Origin of the sequence: uncultured Lutibacter sp., from assembly GCF_947495725.1 — a bacterium.
Lineage (GTDB): Bacteria > Bacteroidota > Bacteroidia > Flavobacteriales > Flavobacteriaceae > Lutibacter.
The window spans coordinates 387399-409251 of the sequence record NZ_CANLZZ010000003.1 but is presented as its reverse complement, the minus strand read 5'-3'; the positions used below and the strand labels follow the sequence as shown (position 1 = coordinate 409251).

Below are 21853 nucleotides of genomic sequence, written 5' to 3'. Positions count from 1 at the left end.
AAAAAATAACAGATAACCATTCGGGGTGTAGCGTAGCCCGGTTATCGCGCCTCGTTTGGGACGAGGAGGTCGCAGGTTCGAATCCTGCCACCCCGACTTAAAATGGTCGCGTAGCTCAGCTGGATAGAGCATCTGCCTTCTAAGCAGACGGTCATAGGTTCGAATCCTATCGCGATCACTACAGCACTTATCAAATAGTGTAAAAACCTTGTAAATCCTATGATTTACAGGGTTTTGTAGTTTTAGGGACATTATATAAATTGATATTTACCGATCAATTGAGATTTTTGCAAATGGTTCTTAATTTGTTTTCCATCTGTAAGTCATATTCTTTAGTCCTATTCAAGTTGTTAAAAGATATCAGGTTTATATAAATTGGCTTAGATCGAACTTTGTCTTAAATTTTATTTCTAACAAAATCTGCTACAATTCAACAATTATTCAAGTTAAGTTTTTAACAATTTTCAATACTTCAACCATCCAATTATCAATTTTAATGATTTCTATAAGTTTATCTTCTAACTTTGATCCATTTTTAACATTTAATATGTTTCTTTTATGGGTTTGGATCGCGTATTATTATCCTTTATGATTTTTAAATCTTGAAAATAAATTAAAAAAGATTTCTAAGAATTTCGTCTTCAACTAAATTTGGTAATGTTACTTTTAAATCGGGTCTTCGTTGCATTTCTCGTTTAATTGCAAATAATGCTTCTTCGTTTCTAGCCCAACTTCTTCTTGCGATTCCGTTATTTACATCGTAAAATAGCATGTTTTTTAACTTAGTATTAGCTTCTTCTGAACCATCCAAAAACATTCCGAATCCACCATTAATAACTTCTCCCCAGCCAACACCTCCGCCATTGTGTATAGAAACCCAAGTTGCACCTCTAAAACTATCTCCAATTACGTTATGTATAGACATATCTGCTGTAAATTTACTTCCATCATAAATATTGCTTGTTTCTCTGTAAGGAGAATCGGTTCCGCTTACGTCGTGGTGATCTCGACCAAGAACTACAGGGCCAATTTCATCATTTGCAACAGCGTTATTAAAAGCCTCTGCAATTTTAACTCGTCCTTCTGCATCAGCATATAAAATACGAGCCTGAGAACCAACAACCAATTTGTTTGATTTTGCATTCTTAATCCAGGTAATATTATCTTGCATTTGCAGTTTAATTACTTCCGGAGAATTTTTCATTATTTCGGTTAATACTTGTACTGCAATAGCATCAGTTTTATCTAAATCTTCTGGTTTTCCAGATGTACAAACCCATCTGAAAGGGCCAAACCCATAATCAAAACACATTGGGCCTAATATATCTTGTACGTATGATGGGTATTTAAAGTCAATATTATTTTCTGAAAAAATATCAGCTCCAGCTCTTGAGGCTTCTAATAAAAATGCATTGCCATAATCGAAAAAATAAGTGCCTTTTGTGGCATGTTTATTTATTGCATTTGCTTGGCGAACAAGTGATTTTTTAACGTGCTCTTTAAAAATATCGGGATTGTTTTTAATTAAATTATTGCTTTCTTCATAACTTAAATCTACTGGGTAATAGCCTCCGGACCATGGATTATGTAATGAAGTTTGGTCTGATCCAACATGAATATATATGTTTTTATTATAAAAACGCTCCCAAACATCTACAATATTTCCAATAAAAGCAATGGAAATTATTTCTTCATTTTTAATTGCTTTTTTTGTGCGATTTATTAATTCATCCATAGAGTTGATAAGAAGGTCAACCCAGCCTTGTTCATGTCTTTTTGTTGCAGCTTTTGCATTTACCTCGGCACAAATTGTTATACAGCCAGCAATGTTCCCTGCTTTTGGTTGAGCTCCACTCATTCCACCTAATCCAGATGTTAAAAATATTTTACCGGCTGGATTTTCATTTGGTTTTAATATTTTTCGAAAAGCATTCATTACAGTTATTGTGGTACCATGTACAATTCCTTGTGGGCCAATATACATAAAAGATCCAGCTGTCATTTGTCCATATTGTGTTACTCCTAAAGCGTTAAATTTTTCCCAATCGTCTTGTTTAGAGTAATTTGGGATCATCATGCCATTAGTAACTACCACTCTTGGCGCTTCTTTAGAAGAAGGAAACAAACCCATTGGATGACCAGAATATAGATGTAATGTTTGCTCATTTGTCATAGTTGCTAAATATTGCATTGTAAGTAAATATTGAGCCCAATTTTGAAATACAGCTCCATTTCCTCCATAGGTAATTAATTCATCGGGATGTTGAGCCACAGCAGGATTTAAATTATTTTGAATCATTAACATTATTGCAGCAGCTTGTTTAGATTTAGCCGGATATGCATCTATAGGACGTGCAAAGAGGTCATAATTTGGTTTGAATCTATGCATGTAAATTCGTCCGAAATTTTTTAACTCATCAGCAAATTCCTTTGAAAGTATTTTATGCCATTTTTTTGGAAAATATCTCAATGCATTTCTTATAGCTAATTCTTTTTCATTTTTAGATAGAATATCTTTTCTTTTGGGTGCAGAATTACTATTTTTAGGATATGGTTTTAGTTCTGGTAATTCAGAAGGAATTCCGGCAATTATATCTTTTTGAAATGATGTGTAATTTAAATCTTCCATATTTTATATTTTAATACGTTTCAAATTCAGTATCAAATGCACTAAATTTATTAATATTCTTTTTAACTATTTTTAGTAACACATTAGATTTTAGAATTTTAATTGATTTTTCAATATCCAAGGCGAAAATTCTATCCTCGGTTGTATGTGAAATATGTTTTCTTATTTCTTCATGAACTTTATCTAAAATAATACTAGATTTTAAAGGTTTTCTATAGTCAAAAGCTTGTGCGGCACAAAGTAATTCAATGGCTAAAATTTTATTTAAATTATCAATAACTCTTAATGCTTTTCTTCCAGAAATAGAACCCATACTTACGTGATCTTCTTGACCTAATGAGGTTGGAATACTATCTGCACTTGCTGGAAAACAAAGACCTTTATTTTCGCTAACTAAAGCAGCAGTAGTATACTGTAAGATCATAAATCCAGAGTTTAATCCAGTGTCTTTTAATAATAATCGGGGAGTACCATCATATTTTCCTTCTAAAGATAAATAAGTTCTTCTATCAGAAATACTTCCCAATTCGGCAGCAGCCAAACAAGCATAATCTAATGGCATTGCCAAAGGTTGTCCGTGAAAACTTCCTCCACTAACTATTAAATCTTCAGAAATAATTACGGGGTTGTCAGTTACAGAGTTCATTTCAATTTCAACAACTTCTTTTAAATGTAACCAGGCATTTCTAGAACTACCATGCACTTGTGGAATACACCTTAAAGAATATGGATCTTGAACTTTTCCGCAATTAGAATGTGAATTTCCTATTTCAGAATTGTTTAGGAATAATCGCATTCTACTAGCAACGTGTATGTTACCTTTAAAAGGTCTTGTTTCATGCAATTCTTTATAAAATGGTGTTTGTGAACCCATTAAACCTTCTATCATTAAACTCCCAATTAAATCGGCGTGAGATAAACACTTATATAATTTATCAACTGCCATAACTGCATGTGCCAAAATAAATTGTGTTCCGTTTATTAGTGCTAAACCTGCTTTTGGGTGTAATTCTAAAGGCTTTATATTAAACTTTTTAAGCACTTTTTTAGTAGCTGTTAATTCATTATTATAATAAACTTCACCTTCACCAATTAGAGGTAAAAAAAGATGAGCTAATGGACAAAGATCTCCTGAGGCTCCAACCGATCCTTGCTCTGGTACCATAGGAATAATGTCATTTTCAATATGCCAAATAATACGTTTTAAGATCTCAATGGAAATACCAGAATATCCTTTTGATAGTGATTGTACTTTTAAAATTAGCATTAGTTTAGAAATATCTTTTTCAATTGGATTTCCAACACCAACTGCGTGACTTAATAAAATTTTACGTTGTAATTCGCTCGTGTTTTCTTTTGAAATTTTAGTATCGCATAATGGGCCAAAACCTGTATTAATTCCATATACAGCTTTATCTTTTTTAGCTGTACTTAAAACTATTTTATGGGCATTTAGAATGTTTTCAAGTGCTTTTTCAGTAATAACTGCTTTTGATTTGCCATTTAAAATTTGCAAAATTTTACCAACTGTTAAATGATCAATTCCGTATTTAAACATATTGTATAAGGTTTTATTCAAATTTACGATTATATTTGATGCTTATTAATACTAATTAAATCAATTAATAATAACTATGAGTTATCAAATTGAAATTAGACATATAAAGTACTTTTTGGCTGTTGCCGAAGAGCTGCATTTTAGAAAAGCTGCTGATAAATTGTTTATTTCTCAGCCAGGATTAAGTAGGCAAATTAAGCAACTGGAAGAAGATTTGGGTGTTGAATTATTTTATAGAGATAATAGAAATGTTACATTGACAAAAGCCGGAATGTACCTTAAAAAGGAATTGGAAGTTAATTTAAAGGTTTTAGATTCTATTTTTAAAAATTCTAAAAGAATACATGATGGTGTAGATGGAAATTTGAATTTTGGCTATGTTGGCTCGGCAATGCAAAATATAATTCCAGAATTATTGGTTAAAATTAGAAGTGAATTTCCAAATATTCATTTTAATTTAAAGGAAATGGATAATCAAAGACAATTAGAGAGTTTGCAATCTCAGGAAATTGACATTGGATTTGTAAGATTAGAACGTGTACCAAACGATTTGGAAATTACTCCAATTTTGGAGGATACATTTTCTTTGGTATTACCAAATAATCACTTTTTAAATGCTTCAAATTTTAAAGATCTTGCGCAAGTAAAGGACGAATCATTTATAATGTTCGATCCATCATATAGTCCTAATTATCATCAAAAAATAATGCAAATATTTGATTATTATGGTTTTAGTCCAGCAGTAAATCATAGAACAGTACATGCTTCTTCAATTTATAAATTGGTTGAAAATAATTTTGGAATATCTATTGTGCCAAGTTCATTACAAATAGGGTATGGGTTAAATGTTAAATTTATTGAGTTGGGGTCAATTCCTCATCGAACAATTTTATCGGCTGTTTGGAGTAAGAATAATAGAAATCCAATACTTGAAAAAATTCTTGAATTTATTTTATAAAAAACAATAAATCAATTCAATTAGTAGAAATATTTTTAATTACTTTCTGTAATTTTGTGCCTTTGTTAAAAATGAGATTATTTTCATCGATTAACAATCCAAACAATAATAATTTATAAGTTAAATATGAATAAAATTAAACAAAATACACATTTATTAGCATCCGAAAAATTAATTGGTTCAGTAGTTTCTATTGAAAAAAATAAAGCAACGGTATTTTTGAAAATTACAAGTGAAATGGCGGTTGATGAATTTAGTTTAGCCCATGGAAGTTTTACTTTTGGATTGGCAGATTATGCAGCAATGGTTGCAATTAATGAACCAACAGTAGTTTTAGGAAAAGCAGAAGTTAAATTTACAAAACCAGTTGTTGTAGGGGATGAGATTACTGCAGTTGCTAAAATTACTGAAGATACAAATGGGAAAAAAATTCCAGTTTCGGTTACGGTGGTTAATGCTAAAAATGAATTAGTATTTGAAGGAATATTTACCTGTTTTGTTTTGAGTAATCACATTTTACAAAATTAAGCTATGAATTTTTCTGATTGGTTAGGTTTTATTGGTGTTTCTTTAATTCTTGTTGCCTATATATTAAATGTCTACAATAAAATCTTAAACAATAGTTTACCTTTTTTATTGTTGAATTTTTTTGGAGCAGGAATTGCTTGTATTGCTTCTATATTAATTAATTATATTCCATTTATTATTTTGGAAGGAATATGGGCATTAATATCACTCAATTCTTTGTTAAAAATATATATTAATAAGGCTACTTAAAATAAAGTAGCCTTATTATTTTAAGATGCTTTTGCAATTTCATTTTTTAGTGGAAATTTGAATACTGCCTTACAAATAATATTGTCTTTTACATTTTTTTCAACTTCTACAGATACTAATAAGTGTAGTTCAGATTCGTTCAATTTTTTAATCTGAGATTTTAATAACAACGTATCATTTAAATACGCGTTTTTTAAAATTTGAAGTTTATATAAACGAGGGTTAGGAGATGCAATATCTGACTTAGACAACACCGTATTTTTTGAAAATCCTTCCATTTCATTATATAAAATATTGGACAATAAGGCGTTATTATTGTTGATGTCTTTTGACGTTACAGTGAAGCTTTTTTTAGGAATAGCAATTATATTTTCAAAATTTTTCATGTCTTTTTTATTTATGGGTTTATTCTAATAGGTATGGGTATTGGTCTTTTAACGGTTGATGCTAATAAATGCTTACATAGCATATTAATGACGGCTTTTGTCTGTTGGTAAATGTTCGATTGTTTCATAATTTTCTATTTTAATTAATGTTTATTGTATAAAAAAAGGTGCTTTTTGTTAAAAGCACCTTTTTGAAATTTTATATTTAAATTTTATATTCAATGTTTATTGAAAGTGCTTTTTGTAACTGGAATCTGTTGTAGCTTAAAATTATGCATAACATAGACATTACAAATCGAAGTTGAAATCGACTTGGCTATCATCTTAATTGATGATAAAACTGAATATGTATTTAATAATGCTTTCATAATTACTTCAAATTTATAAATTTTTTTTAAATAGGAAAGAAAAAACACATTAATTAAAAGTTAATAAACATATTGTGTAAATTTGTAAAAAATTAATAATTATTATGGCAAGTATAAAAAATTTAAAAAAGGATATTAACTATGTTTTAGGTGATATTATTGAAGAGTGTTATTCGTGGGAAATGTTGAATCCAAAAGCGGATAAAAAGGCTTCAGAGGCAATTATTGACGAGGCAATTTTAGTGTTTGATGAGTTGGTTGCTAAAATTAATAATAAAAAAGTTGATAATTATAAAACTCATTTTAAATCAATTAATAAAGAGTTAGAAGAAAAAGCAAGTATGTTAATTGAAAAAGTAAATAATCTTTAATTTTAAAAATTTTAGAATTAACATTTTTTTAAGTCGTTTAAGTTTTATTTTTTTTGTAAATTAGTACAATAATTATAAACCACAAACGTTCTTATTTTTAACAACTAAAATTTTTAATTTATGGCGAGAGCAATGTTTGAGTATACAAAAACTGTACTCGAAAAAGTTAGCTTTAATTTAGATTTATTTAAAAAAGAATTAGAAAAGGCATTTGAAAGGTTGTTACCTTATGAAGTTAAAGAGTTGTATTTTTGGTTACAAGAATTTACTCGAACTAAACCAGAACTTCAAAAATGCTTAACCCTAGTCCAAAATAACAAAAGGAGCCTTTAGGCTCCTTTTTTTTGCAGTGGACTTATTATTTTAACATTATTAAAAGCTATTACACCCCTAATAAGTCCGTCAATTACATTTTTAAGAGCATCAATTAAGTGTATTTTTAAATGCGATTTATGATAAATAATACTTACTTCTCTTGCCGGAACTGGCTCTTGGAATTCTTTTAAATATTTTTTGTCTTTTTCATTTAAATCTAAAGTTTGAAGATATGGCAATAATGTCATTCCTAATCCTTCTTTGGATAGTTTTATTAAAGTGTCAAAGCTTCCACTATGTAATTGAAAATGTTGATTCTTATTTCCAATTGCACTACAAATATTAATAACACTTTCTTTAAAGCAATGCCCGTCTTCTAACAATAAAATATCCTCAATATTTAAATTTTCAATATCTATCTTTTTCAAATCATGTAAACGGTGATCATTAGGCACAAAGCCTACAAATGGCTCATAATAAAGTACTTTTTCTTTAATGTTCTCATTTTCTAAAGGGGTAGCAGCAATTGCAACATCAATATGTCCTTCACTTAATTTTTTAACAATCTCTTCTGTGGTAAGCTCTTCAATTTTTAGATTAACTTTTGGGTATTTTTTTATAAATGTTTTCAAAAATATTGGTAAAAGTGTTGGCATTATTGTTGGAATAATACCTAATTTAAAATCACCGCCTATATATCCTTTCTGTTGTTCAACAATATCATTAATTCTAATGCTTTCATCAACAATAATTTTTGCTTGTTCAACTATCTTTTTTCCAATTTCCGTAAGTTGAATAGGTTTTTTGTTTCTATTAAAAATTTTTGTATCAAGTTCATCTTCAAGTTTTTGAATTTGCATACTAAGTGTTGGTTGAGTAACAAAACAATGCTCTGAAGCATTTGTGAAATTTTGATATTCTGCAACTGCTAACACATATTTTAATTGAGTAATTGTCATAACTATAAATATTTACGATAAAGATATTAAAACTATCGATTATAATTATACTTTAATTGATGTTTTTTGAAATATTTTTGTGGTGTAGAAATAAAAAATAAATTAAATATACATATTATGAATAAAACAATTATTGGTTTAGATAAAAAAGAAACAGAAAACTTAGTAATAGGATTGAACGAGTTATTAGCTAATTTTCAAGTGTATTATCAAAGTTTAAGAGGATTACATTGGAATATTAAAGGGAAATCTTTTTTTGAATTACATATTAAATTTGAGGAGTTATATACAGATTCACAAGAGAAAATTGATTTAATTGCAGAACGTATTTTAACTCTAGGAGGTGTACCTCTACATACATTTGAAAAATATACTGAATTAGCCAAAGTCCCGGTTGGTGAAAATATTAATAACGATGTAATTGCAGTTCAATTAGTAGTAGATTCTCTTTCTGAATTACTTAAGGTTGAAAGAATTATTTTAGCAGAATCTGATGAGGCTAGCGATGAAGGAACAAATTCTATGATGAGTGATTTTATTGGAGAGCAAGAAAAAACAATTTGGATGTTGAATGCTTGGTTAAATTAAATGAAACATAAAAAAAGGGTCACATACATATGTGACCCTTTTTTTTAACTCCAAAACTTTCTTTTGGCGTTTAATTCGTCTTCTTGTTTCTTGTATTCTTCAACAGACAGTACTTTTAAAAATGATGGATGTTGTTCAATTTCCATTTCTATTTTAGAAACTATTTCATCAAAAGATTCATTTTCATAATCAATTTTCATCGGTTCTTTAATTACCATTGATTGTAAAACATTTCTCTTTTTTATATTTAGTCCTTTTTTATCATAGGCTCTTCTAAAACCATCTATTACAATTGGAACTACAACAGGTTTATATGTTTTAATAATATGTGCTGTTCCTCTTCGTAGTGGTTTAAAGGGTGTTGTTGTTCCTTGTGGAAATGTTATAACCCAACCATCATTTAAAGCAACTCCAATATTACTAATGTCCGACATTTTTACTTGTCGATTTACATCTTTTCCGGCACTTCTCCAAGTACGTTGAATTGAAATAGAACCAGCATATGCAAATATTTTAGGTAATAGTCCAGCTTTCATAGTTTCTCTAGCTGCTATATAATATATGTTTAACTTAGGATTCCAAATATAACCAACATTTTTTAGGGTGTTTTCGCGTCCCTTTAAAGAAGCATTAAAAACGTGTAACATTGCAGCTACGTCAGCAAAATAAGTTTGATGATTTGATACAAATAACACATTTTTTTCGGGTAAACTTCTAATTATTTCCGATCCTTCTATGGTTAAATCATTAAATCTTCTATAACGTCCATGTGAAACAAGTCCAAAAAATCTAATTAGCCATTTTTTAAGAAATAAAATATGTCCAAATGGATTACGTTTAAATAGAGGCATGTAGTTAGTTTTGATTAGTACAAACTTACTAAAAATTAATGATACTTTTTTAACAGTTCCTTTATCTCGCTTAGCATCATTGCTGTTGCTCCCCAAACAATGTAACTGTTTAATTTATAGCAAGGTACTTTCATGTTTTTAGCATAAGATGTAGATAAGGTTGTTGAAGTTTGTGCATCTTCACTTAAAAAATCGGATAATTTTACTTCAATTAAATCTTTTACTTCATAATTTTTTTTAAAAGTAGGAGTGTAATTTAAATAACTGAGAAATGGTGTTACCAAAAAATTACTTGGAGGAATATACACATTGGTCATTTCTTTAAAAACAACAATATCCTTTTCAATTAAACCAACTTCTTCATTAGATTCTCTCAGTGCAGTGTGCTTAATAGAGTAATCCGTATTATTAACTTTTCCTCCAGGAAAACTAATCTGTGCAGAATGAGTGCCTTTATAACTTGCTCTTTCAGTTAATAAAAAGTTTACCTCACCAAAATTATTTGGATAAAAAACTACTAATACAGCTGCTTTTTTAGGGTTTTTAGAATTTATAATTTCTTCAGAAAAAGGTCTTCGAATTTCTGGAGCCAATTTAAATTGTGCTTCTAATCCACCTAATTTAGCAGTTTCAATTTTTGAAATTATATGTTTAAATTTATTAAAATCCATTATGAAATCATATGTGTATAAAAAGTAGGAAGTTGTAATTTAAATTTTACAGAGATTAACCTAATTATTATTACAATGCTCGAAGTTAATATATATGCAACAGTTTCATCAACTTTATAATGTGTTAGAACTAAAAAAGCAATAGCCCCAGCAATACTAGCTGTAGCATAAATTTCTTTTTGAAAAATTATTGGAATTTTGTTGCATAAAATATCGCGTGTTACTCCTCCAAATGATGCGGAAATTGTACCAAGAGAAATACATATTATAGGATGTAAACCATACACTATTCCTATTTCAGTTCCAACAATTGTATATATACCTAAACCTATAGTATCAAATAAAAACAACGATTTACTTAAATATTTTAACTTTTTTCTAAAAAATATTGCTAATAAAACTCCAATTAATATTGGGTAAAAGTAAATTACATTTTCAATCCAAAAAACAGGTTTATCTATTAAAACATCCCTTAGGGTACCTCCGCCTACAGATGTAGAGAAAGCAATTATAAAAACACCAAAAGGATCTAATCTTTTTCTCATTGCTACCAATGCTCCAGAAATTGCAAATGCGACAACAGCTGTAATATCTAATATTTCAAAAAAGGACATTTTAGTTGTGTTAAAATTTTAGCAAATATAATTAAGTTCGGAATTCTTAAACTTAAAAAATACAAAGTTTTTTTAAGTTATTTATTAGTATTAAAATCAATTTATTAAATCGTTTTTAAATCGTTGTTTAAAAAAAGATTTAGTTACATTTTTTGAGTGAAATAATTGTAATCTTTAATAACAATATCAATTAATTCAATTGGTTTTAAATCTGAATTTATACCAGTTAAATCAATTATTTTTTCGTGTAATTTAACTATTGTATTGTGATTTCCATTTCTTTTCGCTTTTAAATAAAGCTCTTTAATAGTTTGAATATCAGTGTCGCTAAGCATTGTAACTTGACTGAAAGTAGGAGTGTATTCCTCTGGTAAATCAACAATTAAGGTATTATTAATTGATACCGTTTTACGCTCTGTAATTACAGTAGTACCAGCTGCTAAATCACCTAATCGTTGTCCTTTTCCATTTAATAAAATAGTTAATAACGCAATAGAACCAGATGCCAAAGTTATGTCTATTAAACGCAACATCCATCTAATTAAAAAACTTCCAAATGTGGGTTTTGAACCGTCAATTTTTGTAACTCTAATTTTGTTAAAATATTTACCAGGAGTTTGCCCATTCATTAAAGTTTCAAAAATTAGGCTATAAAAGAATACAGGTAAACTTACAATTGAATAATAAACAAAAATATTCTCGGTAGGCATAAACCCTAAGGCATTTAAAACAACTAAAATTAATGTATAATAACCTCCAATAATAAGCATATCAATTAAAAAAGCACCAATACGAGTACTTAAGGGAGCAACATTTTGTTGAATAGTAATGTTTTGGGCAGTTTCTATTTTAAAATTATCCATTAATAGTGTTTAATCTTTTTGGCTGAAACGAATTGATTTTTTACATTCGTTAACTTAAAAATATCAATATAATTTATTGCTATATTGAAAAAGCAAAAATATAAAAAATGCGTGAAGCATCATTTGTAAAAAGAAATAAAAATAAATGGTTGTTATTTGAAAATGTTCTTGAAAAAAAAGAGCAAGTTTCACCTGATAAACTATCTGATTTATACATTGAAATTACAGATGATTTAAGTTATGCAAAAACCTTTTATCCTCAAAGTAATACTGTTTTATATTTAAATTCAATTGCTTCTAAGGCGCATCAAAAAATTTATAAAACCAAAAAAGAAAATAAAAATAGATTAGTAAATTTTTTTAAACATGAATTTCCAATTCAATTTTATGTTTATCATAAACAATTATATATAGCATTTGTAACCTTTTTGTTTTTTGCAATAATTGGAGCTTATTCTGCAGCAAACGATGGCGATTTTGTTAGGTTAATTTTAGGTGATAACTATGTAAATATGACCCTAGAAAACATAGATAGTGGCGATCCAATGGCGGTTTATAAAAAAATGGATGAAAGTAGTATGTTTATTCAAATTACCTTGAATAATATTAAAGTGGCAATGATGGCTTTTGTTTTTGGAATGTTGTTTTCTGTTGGAACCTTATATGTGATGATGCAAAATGGAATAATGTTGGGTTCGTTTTTATATTTTTTTTATGATAAAGGCCTACTTTGGGAATCTTCAAGAACAATATGGATACACGGAACCATAGAAATTTCGGTAATAATAATTGCTGGTTGCGCAGGCTTGGTTTTAGGGAATGGACTTTTGTTTCCAAAAACTTATACTCGGTTAGAATCTTTTAAAAGAAGTTTTAAAGCTGGTTTAAAAATTATGGTAAGTACAATTCCATTTTTTATTGTTGCTGGTTTTTTGGAAGGTTTTGTTACCAGACATACAGAAATGCCAGATTGGTTAGCAATTATTATAATTTTAACATCATTAACAGTTATAGTATACTACTATATAATTTACCCAATTAAATTAAATAAATTAAAAGTAAATGGAGAATAATAATTTTATAGAATTTAAAAAAGAACGCGATTTAGGAACTATTATTTCCGATACGTTTAAATTTATAAGAGAGAATTGGAAGGAGTATTTTTTAACCGTATTAAAAATTGTTGGACCTGTTTTATTAATTGGACTAGCGGTTTTAGTATTGTATATGTTTACAATGGCCGATTTATTTACAAATATGGACGAAGTAGAATCTAACCCAATTGGTTTTTTGTCACAAATATTTTCTTGGGTTTTTGGAATTATATTCGTTTATATTTTGTTGTATACCTTACTATCAATGTCATCCTTATATTTTATAAAATCCTATATAAATAATAATGGGAAACCTCAATTTTCTGAAGTTAAAGAAAATATACTAAAAAATGTATGGAAGTTTTTAGGATTAGGAGTTTTAATTACAATTGTAACCGTATTTGGTATGATATTTTGTTACGCACCAGGAATATATTTAGGAACTGTGTTCTCCATTGCTACTTCAATAATGGTTTTTGAAAATAAAAGTGTTGGCGATACATTTTCACATTGTTTTACCTTAATAAAAGGAGAGTGGTGGAATACTTTTGGAGTTTTATTAGTTGTTTGGATTTTATTAATGATTTTAGGGCAAGCATTTTCTATTCCTGCAATGATTTATCAATTTATTAAAATGGGAACTGCAATGGGTGGAGACGATCCAACTGCGGTATTTTCAATGTTTAAAGATCCAATATATTTGGCTTTAACAATTGGCTCTTATATATTTCAATTTATATTATATTCAATTCCACTTATTTCTACAGTTTTTATTTATTTCGATTTAAATGAACAAAAAAACTTAACAGGAACTTTCGAAAAAATTGATAGTTTAGGTAACTCAAAAATTGAAGAATAGTTAATGTACAAATCAGTCATTTTAATGTTTTTTTTAATGTTTTTCGTTGGGATTTATGCTCAAACGGATTCATTAATGGTGAAAAATGACAAAAGTACTATTGTTCAAAAAAAGTTTGATTTAAAAAAATTAAATGAATACAAATTAGATAAAGATTTTGATTATTTAGAAGAAAAAATAGAAAGAGAACCTACCTTTTTAGAACGTGTTTTTAATTGGCTCGTTAGGCAGTTTATGGGATTTTTAGAGTGGATTTTTGGTATGAAATATGCTAAAGGAGTTTTTGCAGGCATTTTAAAATCGATACCTTATATAATTGTTGGTTTGTTATTGTTTTTTATCCTAAAATTCTTTTTAAAAGTAAATTCAAACTCAATAGTTTCAAATTCTGCTAACGAAGCAATAGTTACCATTACAGAAGATGAAGCATTAATAAAAAGAAGTGATTTGTTAAAATTAATTTCGCAAGCAATAGAACAGAAAAATTTTAGGCTGGCAATTAGGTATTACTACTTAAATATTTTAAGACAATTAGAAAATAAACAGTTAATAGCTTGGGAACAACAAAAAACAAACGAAGATTATATTAAAGAAATATCAAAACCAACAATTGGAACATCTTTTAAAAAACTAACTAGGTTGTACGATTTTGTATGGTACGGAAACTTTGAAATTAGTGAAATAGAATTCTCTAAAGTAGTTGCCGATTTTCAAAAGGCAGCAGAATTAATAAATAAAAACTAATTTGGATAAAAGATCGAAAATATACATAGTTGCTTTAGTGCTGTTAATTTTAGGGTTTTTATATCTTGAAAGCACAAAAAAACAACCAGTTAATTGGTTTCCAAGTTATACTGCAAAGCATAAAATTCCTTATGGAACCTATATTTTAAAAAAGGAATTAAAAACCTTATTTCCAAAAACAGAAGTATCATCAGTCAATATTCCGCCTTATATTTTTTTACAAGATACTTCATTAGTTGGCACTTATTTTTTTGTTGATGAAAAATTAAATTTTGGAGATGATGAATTTTTGAGGTTAATGAATTTTGTAAATAGAGGTAATGATGTTTTTATTTCGACACACGGAATGAACATTGATACTTTAAATTTTGAAACCGAAAGATTGATAAGTAAAAATTTGGATGAAAAGTTATTTTTTAAACTCCTAAACACATCATTTAAAGGAAAAGAGTATTCTTTTAAGCGACCACTTGTAAATCAGGTTTTTACAAAAATAGATACAATAAATACAACAGTTTTAGGTATTTCGGGATATGTAAACGAAAATGAAGAAAGAACAGAGGAAGGTGTAAATTTTGTTAAATTTAAATATGGAAAAGGTAATTTTTATTTACATACTTTTCCTGAGGTTTTTACCAATTACTCAATTTTATCAGAAAATAATCATCAGCACGCAGCAAATATTTTATCTTATTTAAGAGAAGACATTCCAATTTTATGGGATTCGTATTATAAAACAGGAAAAAGTAAAATTACCTCTCCAATAAAATATCTATTAAGTTCAAAACACTTAAAATGGGCTTATTATATGGCGTTAATTGGTATTTTATTATTTGTAATTTTTGAAGGAAAAAGAAAACAGCGAAGTATTCCAATAATTACTCCGTTAAAAAACCAAACGGTGGCATTTACGCAAACCATTGCTAATATGTATTTCGAAAAGCAAGAACATAAAAATATTGCAGAACATAAAATTAGTTATTTATTAGAATTTGTACGAACAAAATTACATATACCAACTACAACAATTGATGATAATTTTTATAACTATGTCGCTTTGCGAAGTGGAAACGAATTAAAAGAAGTTGAAAAACTTTTTAAGTTTTGTGATGTAATTCATCTTAAAAATGAAATTTCGAGCGATGAATTGATTCAACTTAATAAAATGATAGAAAAATTTAAAAAAACAATTCAATATGGAAACTAACGATTTGAATTTTGATAGTAGAATAAATTTAGAAAAATTAAAAGAAGCTGTAATTAAAATTAAAGCAGAATTAGGTAAAATTATTGTAGGTCAGGATAATTTTATTGATTTATTAATTGTGGCCTTATTAGCCGATGGTCATGTGTTAATAGAAGGTGTTCCTGGAGTTGCAAAAACTATTACAGCTAAATTACTTTCAAAAACAATTGATACAGGTTTTAGCAGGTTACAATTTACGCCAGATTTAATGCCTAGTGATGTTTTAGGAACGTCAGTTTTAAACATGAAAACTTCTGAATTTGAATTTAGAGAAGGTCCTATTTTCTCTAATTTGGTATTAATTGATGAAATAAACCGTGCACCGGCAAAAACACAAGCCGCGTTGTTTGAAGTTATGGAAGAACGCCAAATTTCTATTGACGGAAATACCTATAAAATGAAACCACCTTTTATGGTGTTGGCAACTCAAAATCCAATTGAACAAGAAGGAACTTATGCTTTACCTGAAGCACAATTAGACCGCTTTTTATTTAAAATAGATGTTGGTTATCCAAATTTGGATGAAGAATTTTTAATACTTCAAACACATCAAGATAGAAAAGGGGCATTGCCTCAAGCATTAATTTCATCTTTAATTTCAGAATCGGATTTATTGGAATATAAAAATAAGATTTTTGATATTTTGGTTGAAGAAAAAATTATGAAATACATTGCAGAGCTAATAATAAAAACAAGAAATCACCCGCATTTATATTTAGGAGGTTCACCAAGAGCAAGTATTGCAATATTAAATTCATCTAAAGCTTGGGCTGCAATAAATGGTAGAGATTTTGTAATTCCAGAAGATATTAAAAAAGTTATTTACCCAGTATTGCGTCATAGAATTATATTAACGCCAGAACGTGAAATGGAAGGTATGACGGCAGATAAAGTAATTGAAATGATTTTGCAATCGGTAGAAGTTCCAAGATAAATAATTAACTAAGGTTTTATTATAAAAAAATACATTTGAAACTAATTAAAAGCATATATTTTCATCAACAATTTTTTGTTTACATCAGTATAATTTCGGCTGTTTTTTTACTTTCGTTTTGGTTTACTGCATTGTATATGCTTGCTTGGTTTTTAGTTTTAATATTATTGTTTTTAGTTGTTGCTGATGTTTTTTTATTATTCAAAAAAACTAAAGGAATTGAAGCTAGACGTATTTTATCTGAAAAGTTTTCAAATTCAGATGAAAATCCGGTTCCAATAACTTTAAAAAATAATTATGGTTTTAAAATTTCAGCTAAAATTATAGATGAGTTACCTTCACAATTTCAAAAACGAGATTTTGAGTATCTAGCTAAATTAAACCCTTCAGAAAACTATAATTTCGAATATGAAGTAAAACCAGTTGAAAGAGGTGAGTATCATTTTGGTAATTTAAATGTATATGTTTCATCTCCATTAAAAATTATTGCAAAACGAACTGTTTTTCATAAAAATGAAATGGTAGCTGTTTATCCTTCATACATTCAGATGAAAAAGTATGAATTTTTGGCTATGAGTAATCGTTTAACAGAATTTGGTTTAAAGAAAATAAGGAGAATAGGTCATACTCTAGAATTTGAACAAATAAAAAACTACATAGCAGGTGATGATGTTCGAACTATTAATTGGAAGGCTACTGCTAAGCAATCTAAATTAATGGTAAATCAATACCAAGATGAAAAGTCACAACCTATTTATTCAATTATTGATTTGGGTCGTGTTATGAAAATGCCATTTGAGGAGTTAAAATTGTTGGATTATGCAATAAATTCAACTCTAGCTTTTTCAAATATTGCATTGCGAAAAAATGACAAAGCTGGATTAATAACTTTTTCAAAAAAAGTGGATACTATTATACCTGCGAGTAATAAAAGAACGCATTTAAATACCATAAATGATGCTTTGTATAATATTACAACAAAATATACCGATGCGGATTTTGGCTATTTATATGCATTTATAAAGCGCAAGATTGCACAGCGTAGTTTGTTAACTATTTATACAAATTTTGAGCATATTTCTAGTTTAAACCGACAATTACCATATTTAAAAGCTATTTCAAAAAATCATTTATTAATTGTAGTGTTTTTTGAAAATACAGAATTAGACCAGTTGTTAAACAATAATGCCAAAGACGTTCAAGAAATTTATCATAAAACAATTGCAGAGAAATTTACTTTCGAAAAACGACTAATTGTTAAAGAATTAGAGCGCAATGGTATTTACGCTATTTTAACAAAGCCAAAAAACTTAACAATAAACGTAATAAATAAATACTTAGAGTTTAAGGCGAAAGGAATTATATAAGTTCGTTATAAATTATATTTAAAGTTCCATTAACAAGTCTATTTTCATTGTCAATTCCGCTAAACACGCCTTTTTGAGTGTTTACATTTCCTTTTAAATAATAAGATTTAAAGTAAATATTTACTCTTTCCAAAGCTATAATTCCAGAAAAAGCAAATCTAAAGTTTATAACGGATCCTTTGTTAATCAGCTCAATTCTATCCTTATCGATGTAAACGTTTTCAGTTAAGGTTTCTATTTTAAAATTTGTTGGTAATAATTTAAATTCAAGTGTTTCTTTAAAACCATCACCAAATTCAAAAATAATTTTATAATAACCTGGAATTTTACCATACAATGAAGCGTACGGGCTGTTATTAGATAGTTCCAACGAATTTTTAGGAACAACTCTACTATTAACAATTCGTTTATCTCTTATTTCTTGTGCAATATATGGAGGTATGTAAGGCGAATTAGATTTTTCTTCCATTTCTTCTTCGCTTTCACATTTTTCTAAAATAGACCTACCTGCTACGGTATTATTATACACATCAAAATTACAGTAAGTTCCAACCAAAAAGTTAATACTAGAAAGTGCTTTGTGACCTACATAGTAAATTTCACTTGCGCCATCAATATACTTACCATCTGATAATGTTTTTGTTTTTATACTAATAGTATCGCCATCTCTACTAATAGTTCCATTACTGTGATGTTCTCTTATGGTTCCATCTTCAAGCGGATATAAAAATATATGTCGAAGTTTCTTCCAATTATTTGAAATAATTGTTTGTCCTTTTAATATTACATTGTCTTCTCCAAAATAATAGTTTAAATAATAGTAAGTAATGTTTTCATTATGATCCGATATTAATGAAAGTTGCTTCTCTAATTCTTTTTCGGATAAAGTGTTATCATCAAGAAATGATTTAATATCATTATAACCTAAATATAAAAGTATAGTTGATTTATAAAAACTATTTAATTTAATAAGAATTTTTCCTTTTTCTAATTCTCTAGATTTGTCATAAAGGTATTTTCCATTGATAAATTCTGAACCAATTTCTTCAAAATCATTCTTTAAACTTGGTTTATTTTCATTATGAGCTCCATAGCCATATAGCTGGAAGTTTTTTGGTAATTTATGAAGATTATGCTTTTTTAGAAATTTGTTGTGTATATTATTTAGAATAATTTCAAAGTAATGTGCTGTTAATGTAAGCGATTTTGATTGAGTTTTCATAAATTCCTATTTATATAATAAAATTATTAAAAATATTTTTAATATTAAGAATGAATAAAAATATATTATTAATAATTTACTTTGGTCGTAAATTAATTCAAACTAGAAATAATTATGGACATGAAAAAAAACATTATAATCATATTCTTATTACTTTCAACTATAGGGTTTTCTCAAATTTCTATATCTGGAAAAGTAATTGACGAAAAAGGAGAACCAATTCCCGGAACAAATATTATTGAAAAAGGAACTTCAACGGGTGTAATTTCTGATTTTAACGGGAATTTTCAAATTTTAGTTTCAAATAATGATGTTATTTTAACATTTTCTTTTGTTGGTTTTGATACATTAGAAATAAACGTAAAAGGTAAAAATCAAATAGAAGTCGTTTTAAAAGAATCGTCGCAATCTTTAAAAGAAGTAACCATTAAAGGATTTTCTGGTGTAATAGGGAAATCTCGAAAACGTACAGCAACAATTCAAAATACGGCAGAATCTGTTACGGCTTTAAATTCGGAAGGTATTGAAAATGCAGGAATTTCAGATGTAAGTTCTTTTTCCAGTTTAGTGCCCAATTTAAAATTTAATACAGCACAAGCTGTAGGTTTAAACTTTATTACAGTTAGAGGTATTCCACAAGTTAGAGGAGGAGATGCACCCTTGGCTTTTGTAATTGATGGAGTAACCATACCAGATCCAAGTTTATTAAGTCAAGATTTGTACGATATTGCTTTGGTTGAAGTTGTGAAAGGCCCACAAGGTGCGTTATATGGTAAAAATGCCATTGGTGGAGCAGTTAATATTTACTCTAAAGATCCAACTAATAAGCTTACAAATAAAGTGAAATTAGGAATTGGTAATGGAGGATATTTTAAAGGACAATTCGTATCATCGGGAGCAATAACAAAAGATAAAGTTTTTTATCGATTTTCTACGCAGTATAAGAATATTGACGGATTGTTAACAAATGAATTTTTGAACGAAAAAGTAGATTTTTCTGAAAATTTCAACATAAGAGGTCAAATTAAAGCTAAAGTTTCTAATAATTTTACAATTTCTGCTACGCTTCAACATTTTAAAATTGATGGAGGTGCAACTTACTATTCTGTAAACCCAATTGGAACTGATGGAGAATTTACTGGAGGTATATTAGATCCAAATCCTAAAGATGGAAATAATGTTATAGACGCTGATGTTATAGGAAAATCGGATATGATTAACAATTATGGTAATTTCAAAATGGACTATAATTTAGGTAATGTAAAGTTACAAAGTATTACATCTATAAATAAAGTTGAGCGTTCAACAATTGGAGATTTAGATTTTTTATCACTTGATGGATTAACCCAAACCGAAGATATTACAACCAAAACCTTTAATCAAGAAATTAGAATCAATAACACAAATTCTGAAACTAAATTTAATTGGAGTTTAGGTGGGTTCTACCAAAAAATTGAAAAAGATTATTATGCAAACACAGGTGTTGGTGTTGATTTTGGTGGGCCATTTGAAGATGATACAGCAGATTATTTAAATGAAACACAAACAATAGCTTTGTTTGGATTTGGGGACTATAAATTAACAGAGAAACTAACGGTTTCAGCAGGATTTAGATATGATATAGATAAATTTGAACAAGATGACTTTTTATTTGTAACCAATTCAGATAGAGATAATAATGAGTTTCAACCAAAAGTTTCGTTATCATACCAAGCATCGGATAAAGTATTATTCTATGCTAATTATGGTAAAGGATATAGAAATGGAGGTTTTAATGCACAAGCAACAAACTTATTTGATAGAGAATTTAATGATGAAACTTCCGATAATTATGAGTTTGGGTTTAAAACTACTTCAATGAATGATCGTTTAATTTTCAACGGATCAATTTTTAGTTCAATACTTAACAACCAACAACAGTATATTTTAGACTTAGAAACGTTTATTGCAGGAGTTTATAATTATAATGAAACGAAGGTTTTTGGTTTTGAATTAGAGTCAAGAGCACGACTAACAAACTTTTTAGATGTATTTGCAAATTATGGTTTTACAGATGCTGAAATAGTAGATGGAGGTAAAACAGGTGGAGATAATGGAGATGTAACAGATAATACCAAATACAATGGTAATAAAACTCCTTTTGTACCAATAAGTACATTTGCAGTTGGTTTAGAATCTTCATTTAATATAACCAACGAATTAAAATTCAACGGTTTTTTAAATCTTGACACTACAGGAAAAACATATTTTCATGAAAGCAATTTAGATGCACATACTACAAATGCCTATTCATTATTAGATGCTCGAATTGGATTAACATACAATAATTGGAAATTAGAATTATGGGGTAAAAACTTAACAGATAAACAATATTATCAAGAGTTTTCACCAGGAGAATTTGTTGGAAGTCCTGATGATGTAGCTTGGAGAGGACAACCATTAACTGTTGGAACATCAATTTCATTTAAATTTTAAGAAA

General features: G+C 28.1%; 22 protein-coding genes and 2 tRNA genes. 15 read left to right on the top strand and 9 right to left on the bottom strand.

The window, feature by feature from the left end:
• The first annotated feature begins 21 nt into the window (after nucleotides 1–21).
• Together Q0776_RS08790 and Q0776_RS08785 are read left to right on the top strand one after the other, a co-directional pair.
• Nucleotides 22–96: transfer RNA gene (locus Q0776_RS08790), tRNA-Pro, on the top strand.
• An 8-nt stretch (nucleotides 97–104) separates the two neighbouring features.
• A tRNA-Arg gene (locus Q0776_RS08785) sits at nucleotides 105–178 on the top strand.
• Nucleotides 179–613: 435 nt separating this feature from the next.
• Here the strand turns inward: Q0776_RS08785 and Q0776_RS08780 are convergent.
• Together Q0776_RS08780 and hutH are read right to left on the bottom strand one after the other, a co-directional pair.
• Nucleotides 614–2629, bottom strand: a complete 2016-nt coding sequence (locus Q0776_RS08780) for a urocanate hydratase (RefSeq protein ID WP_298367167.1) — start codon at nucleotides 2627–2629, stop codon at nucleotides 614–616.
• Nucleotides 2630–2639: 10 nt separating this feature from the next.
• The gene (gene hutH / locus Q0776_RS08775) at nucleotides 2640–4187 is read right to left on the bottom strand and encodes a histidine ammonia-lyase (protein WP_298367165.1); all 1548 of its coding nucleotides are present in this window, start codon (nucleotides 4185–4187) and stop codon (nucleotides 2640–2642) included.
• Between the two features lie 76 nt (nucleotides 4188–4263).
• Between hutH and Q0776_RS08770 the strand changes: the two genes are divergently transcribed.
• From Q0776_RS08770 to Q0776_RS08760, 3 genes are all read left to right on the top strand, one after another.
• On the top strand, nucleotides 4264–5145 hold the full coding sequence (locus Q0776_RS08770) for a LysR family transcriptional regulator (protein ID WP_298367163.1): 882 nt from the start codon (nucleotides 4264–4266) through the stop codon (nucleotides 5143–5145).
• 126 nt (nucleotides 5146–5271) lie between these two features.
• Entirely contained in the window at nucleotides 5272–5673 is a 402-nt protein-coding gene (locus Q0776_RS08765; RefSeq protein ID WP_298367161.1) for a MaoC/PaaZ C-terminal domain-containing protein, read from the top strand.
• Between the two features lie 3 nt (nucleotides 5674–5676).
• On the top strand, nucleotides 5677–5922 hold the full coding sequence (locus Q0776_RS08760; protein WP_298367159.1) for a hypothetical protein: 246 nt from the start codon (nucleotides 5677–5679) through the stop codon (nucleotides 5920–5922).
• 20 nt (nucleotides 5923–5942) lie between these two features.
• Here Q0776_RS08760 and Q0776_RS08755 read toward each other — a convergent pair whose 3' ends face one another.
• Nucleotides 5943–6308, bottom strand: a complete 366-nt coding sequence (locus Q0776_RS08755; RefSeq protein ID WP_298367157.1) for a hypothetical protein — start codon at nucleotides 6306–6308, stop codon at nucleotides 5943–5945.
• Nucleotides 6309–6780: 472 nt separating this feature from the next.
• Between Q0776_RS08755 and Q0776_RS08750 the strand changes: the two genes are divergently transcribed.
• Both Q0776_RS08750 and Q0776_RS08745 read left to right on the top strand, forming a co-directional pair.
• A complete protein-coding gene (locus Q0776_RS08750; protein ID WP_298367155.1) occupies nucleotides 6781–7047 on the top strand; it encodes a hypothetical protein in 267 nt (88 codons plus the stop codon).
• 120 nt (nucleotides 7048–7167) lie between these two features.
• A complete protein-coding gene (locus Q0776_RS08745) occupies nucleotides 7168–7380 on the top strand; it encodes a hypothetical protein (protein WP_298367153.1) in 213 nt (70 codons plus the stop codon).
• Here the strand turns inward: Q0776_RS08745 and Q0776_RS08740 are convergent.
• A complete protein-coding gene (locus tag Q0776_RS08740; protein ID WP_298367151.1) occupies nucleotides 7377–8321 on the bottom strand; it encodes a LysR substrate-binding domain-containing protein in 945 nt (314 codons plus the stop codon). The genes Q0776_RS08745 and Q0776_RS08740 overlap by 4 nt on opposite strands.
• Nucleotides 8322–8438: 117 nt before the next feature.
• Here Q0776_RS08740 and Q0776_RS08735 point away from each other — a divergent pair, with 117 nt between their 5' ends.
• Nucleotides 8439–8909: a Dps family protein gene (locus tag Q0776_RS08735; protein ID WP_298367149.1), complete on the top strand. Its 471-nt coding sequence runs from the start codon at nucleotides 8439–8441 to the stop codon at nucleotides 8907–8909.
• A 44-nt stretch (nucleotides 8910–8953) separates the two neighbouring features.
• Here Q0776_RS08735 and Q0776_RS08730 read toward each other — a convergent pair whose 3' ends face one another.
• From Q0776_RS08730 to Q0776_RS08715, 4 genes are all read right to left on the bottom strand, one after another.
• Nucleotides 8954–9760: a lysophospholipid acyltransferase family protein gene (locus Q0776_RS08730; RefSeq protein WP_298367147.1), complete on the bottom strand. Its 807-nt coding sequence runs from the start codon at nucleotides 9758–9760 to the stop codon at nucleotides 8954–8956.
• Nucleotides 9761–9795: 35 nt separating this feature from the next.
• Nucleotides 9796–10431, bottom strand: a complete 636-nt coding sequence (locus Q0776_RS08725; protein WP_298367145.1) for a CoA pyrophosphatase — start codon at nucleotides 10429–10431, stop codon at nucleotides 9796–9798.
• Nucleotides 10431–11045, bottom strand: a complete 615-nt coding sequence (locus Q0776_RS08720) for a trimeric intracellular cation channel family protein (protein ID WP_298367142.1) — start codon at nucleotides 11043–11045, stop codon at nucleotides 10431–10433. The genes Q0776_RS08725 and Q0776_RS08720 overlap by 1 nt, the downstream gene beginning before the upstream one ends.
• Nucleotides 11046–11188: 143 nt before the next feature.
• Complete coding sequence (locus tag Q0776_RS08715) at nucleotides 11189–11908, bottom strand: RDD family protein (protein WP_298367139.1); 720 nt, start codon at nucleotides 11906–11908, stop codon at nucleotides 11189–11191.
• Nucleotides 11909–12015: 107 nt separating this feature from the next.
• Here Q0776_RS08715 and Q0776_RS08710 point away from each other — a divergent pair, with 107 nt between their 5' ends.
• From Q0776_RS08710 to Q0776_RS08685, 6 genes are read left to right on the top strand one after another with little or no spacing between them, the layout of a single operon-like run.
• Complete coding sequence (locus Q0776_RS08710; RefSeq protein WP_298367137.1) at nucleotides 12016–12981, top strand: stage II sporulation protein M; 966 nt, start codon at nucleotides 12016–12018, stop codon at nucleotides 12979–12981.
• Nucleotides 12971–13861: a hypothetical protein gene (locus Q0776_RS08705; protein ID WP_298367136.1), complete on the top strand. Its 891-nt coding sequence runs from the start codon at nucleotides 12971–12973 to the stop codon at nucleotides 13859–13861. Before Q0776_RS08710 ends, Q0776_RS08705 begins: the two co-directional genes overlap by 11 nt.
• 3 nt (nucleotides 13862–13864) lie before the next feature.
• A complete protein-coding gene (locus Q0776_RS08700) occupies nucleotides 13865–14605 on the top strand; it encodes a DUF4129 domain-containing protein (protein ID WP_298367135.1) in 741 nt (246 codons plus the stop codon).
• 1 nt (nucleotide 14606) lies between these two features.
• Nucleotides 14607–15812 carry a DUF4350 domain-containing protein gene (locus Q0776_RS08695; RefSeq protein ID WP_298367134.1) on the top strand — a complete coding sequence of 402 codons (1206 nt, stop codon included), beginning with the start codon at nucleotides 14607–14609 and terminating at the stop codon, nucleotides 15810–15812.
• Nucleotides 15802–16785 carry a MoxR family ATPase gene (locus tag Q0776_RS08690; RefSeq protein WP_298367132.1) on the top strand — a complete coding sequence of 328 codons (984 nt, stop codon included), beginning with the start codon at nucleotides 15802–15804 and terminating at the stop codon, nucleotides 16783–16785. The genes Q0776_RS08695 and Q0776_RS08690 overlap by 11 nt, the downstream gene beginning before the upstream one ends.
• Before the next feature lie 35 nt (nucleotides 16786–16820).
• Nucleotides 16821–18152 carry a DUF58 domain-containing protein gene (locus Q0776_RS08685; RefSeq protein ID WP_298367130.1) on the top strand — a complete coding sequence of 444 codons (1332 nt, stop codon included), beginning with the start codon at nucleotides 16821–16823 and terminating at the stop codon, nucleotides 18150–18152.
• Here the strand turns inward: Q0776_RS08685 and Q0776_RS08680 are convergent.
• The gene (locus Q0776_RS08680) at nucleotides 18145–19374 is read right to left on the bottom strand and encodes a hypothetical protein (protein WP_298367129.1); all 1230 of its coding nucleotides are present in this window, start codon (nucleotides 19372–19374) and stop codon (nucleotides 18145–18147) included. The genes Q0776_RS08685 and Q0776_RS08680 overlap by 8 nt on opposite strands.
• 120 nt (nucleotides 19375–19494) lie before the next feature.
• Between Q0776_RS08680 and Q0776_RS08675 the strand changes: the two genes are divergently transcribed.
• Nucleotides 19495–21849: a TonB-dependent receptor gene (locus Q0776_RS08675; RefSeq protein WP_298367128.1), complete on the top strand. Its 2355-nt coding sequence runs from the start codon at nucleotides 19495–19497 to the stop codon at nucleotides 21847–21849.
• Nucleotides 21850–21853 lie beyond the last annotated feature (4 nt).

Bases quoted from the DNA above. Each gene is read 5' to 3' on its own strand.
- Q0776_RS08680 (WP_298367129.1), bottom strand. From the start codon at position 19,374: ATGAAAACTCAATCAAAATCGCTTACATTAACAGCACATTACTTTGAA.
- Q0776_RS08725 (WP_298367145.1), bottom strand. From the start codon at position 10,431: ATGGATTTTAATAAATTTAAACATATAATTTCAAAAATTGAAACTGCT.
- Q0776_RS08755 (WP_298367157.1), bottom strand. From the start codon at position 6,308: ATGAAAAATTTTGAAAATATAATTGCTATTCCTAAAAAAAGCTTCACT.
- Q0776_RS08780 (WP_298367167.1), bottom strand. From the start codon at position 2,629: ATGGAAGATTTAAATTACACATCATTTCAAAAAGATATAATTGCCGGA.
- Q0776_RS08735 (WP_298367149.1), top strand. From the start codon at position 8,439: ATGAATAAAACAATTATTGGTTTAGATAAAAAAGAAACAGAAAACTTA.
- Q0776_RS08700 (WP_298367135.1), top strand. From the start codon at position 13,865: ATGTACAAATCAGTCATTTTAATGTTTTTTTTAATGTTTTTCGTTGGG.
- Q0776_RS08765 (WP_298367161.1), top strand. From the start codon at position 5,272: ATGAATAAAATTAAACAAAATACACATTTATTAGCATCCGAAAAATTA.
- Q0776_RS08675 (WP_298367128.1), top strand. From the start codon at position 19,495: ATGAAAAAAAACATTATAATCATATTCTTATTACTTTCAACTATAGGG.
- Q0776_RS08750 (WP_298367155.1), top strand. From the start codon at position 6,781: ATGGCAAGTATAAAAAATTTAAAAAAGGATATTAACTATGTTTTAGGT.
- Q0776_RS08730 (WP_298367147.1), bottom strand. From the start codon at position 9,760: ATGCCTCTATTTAAACGTAATCCATTTGGACATATTTTATTTCTTAAA.
- Q0776_RS08705 (WP_298367136.1), top strand. From the start codon at position 12,971: ATGGAGAATAATAATTTTATAGAATTTAAAAAAGAACGCGATTTAGGA.
- Q0776_RS08720 (WP_298367142.1), bottom strand. From the start codon at position 11,045: ATGTCCTTTTTTGAAATATTAGATATTACAGCTGTTGTCGCATTTGCA.
- Q0776_RS08770 (WP_298367163.1), top strand. From the start codon at position 4,264: ATGAGTTATCAAATTGAAATTAGACATATAAAGTACTTTTTGGCTGTT.
- Q0776_RS08745 (WP_298367153.1), top strand. From the start codon at position 7,168: ATGGCGAGAGCAATGTTTGAGTATACAAAAACTGTACTCGAAAAAGTT.
- Q0776_RS08760 (WP_298367159.1), top strand. From the start codon at position 5,677: ATGAATTTTTCTGATTGGTTAGGTTTTATTGGTGTTTCTTTAATTCTT.
- Q0776_RS08715 (WP_298367139.1), bottom strand. From the start codon at position 11,908: ATGGATAATTTTAAAATAGAAACTGCCCAAAACATTACTATTCAACAA.
- Q0776_RS08740 (WP_298367151.1), bottom strand. From the start codon at position 8,321: ATGACAATTACTCAATTAAAATATGTGTTAGCAGTTGCAGAATATCAA.
- hutH (WP_298367165.1), bottom strand. From the start codon at position 4,187: ATGTTTAAATACGGAATTGATCATTTAACAGTTGGTAAAATTTTGCAA.
- Q0776_RS08710 (WP_298367137.1), top strand. From the start codon at position 12,016: ATGCGTGAAGCATCATTTGTAAAAAGAAATAAAAATAAATGGTTGTTA.
- Q0776_RS08690 (WP_298367132.1), top strand. From the start codon at position 15,802: ATGGAAACTAACGATTTGAATTTTGATAGTAGAATAAATTTAGAAAAA.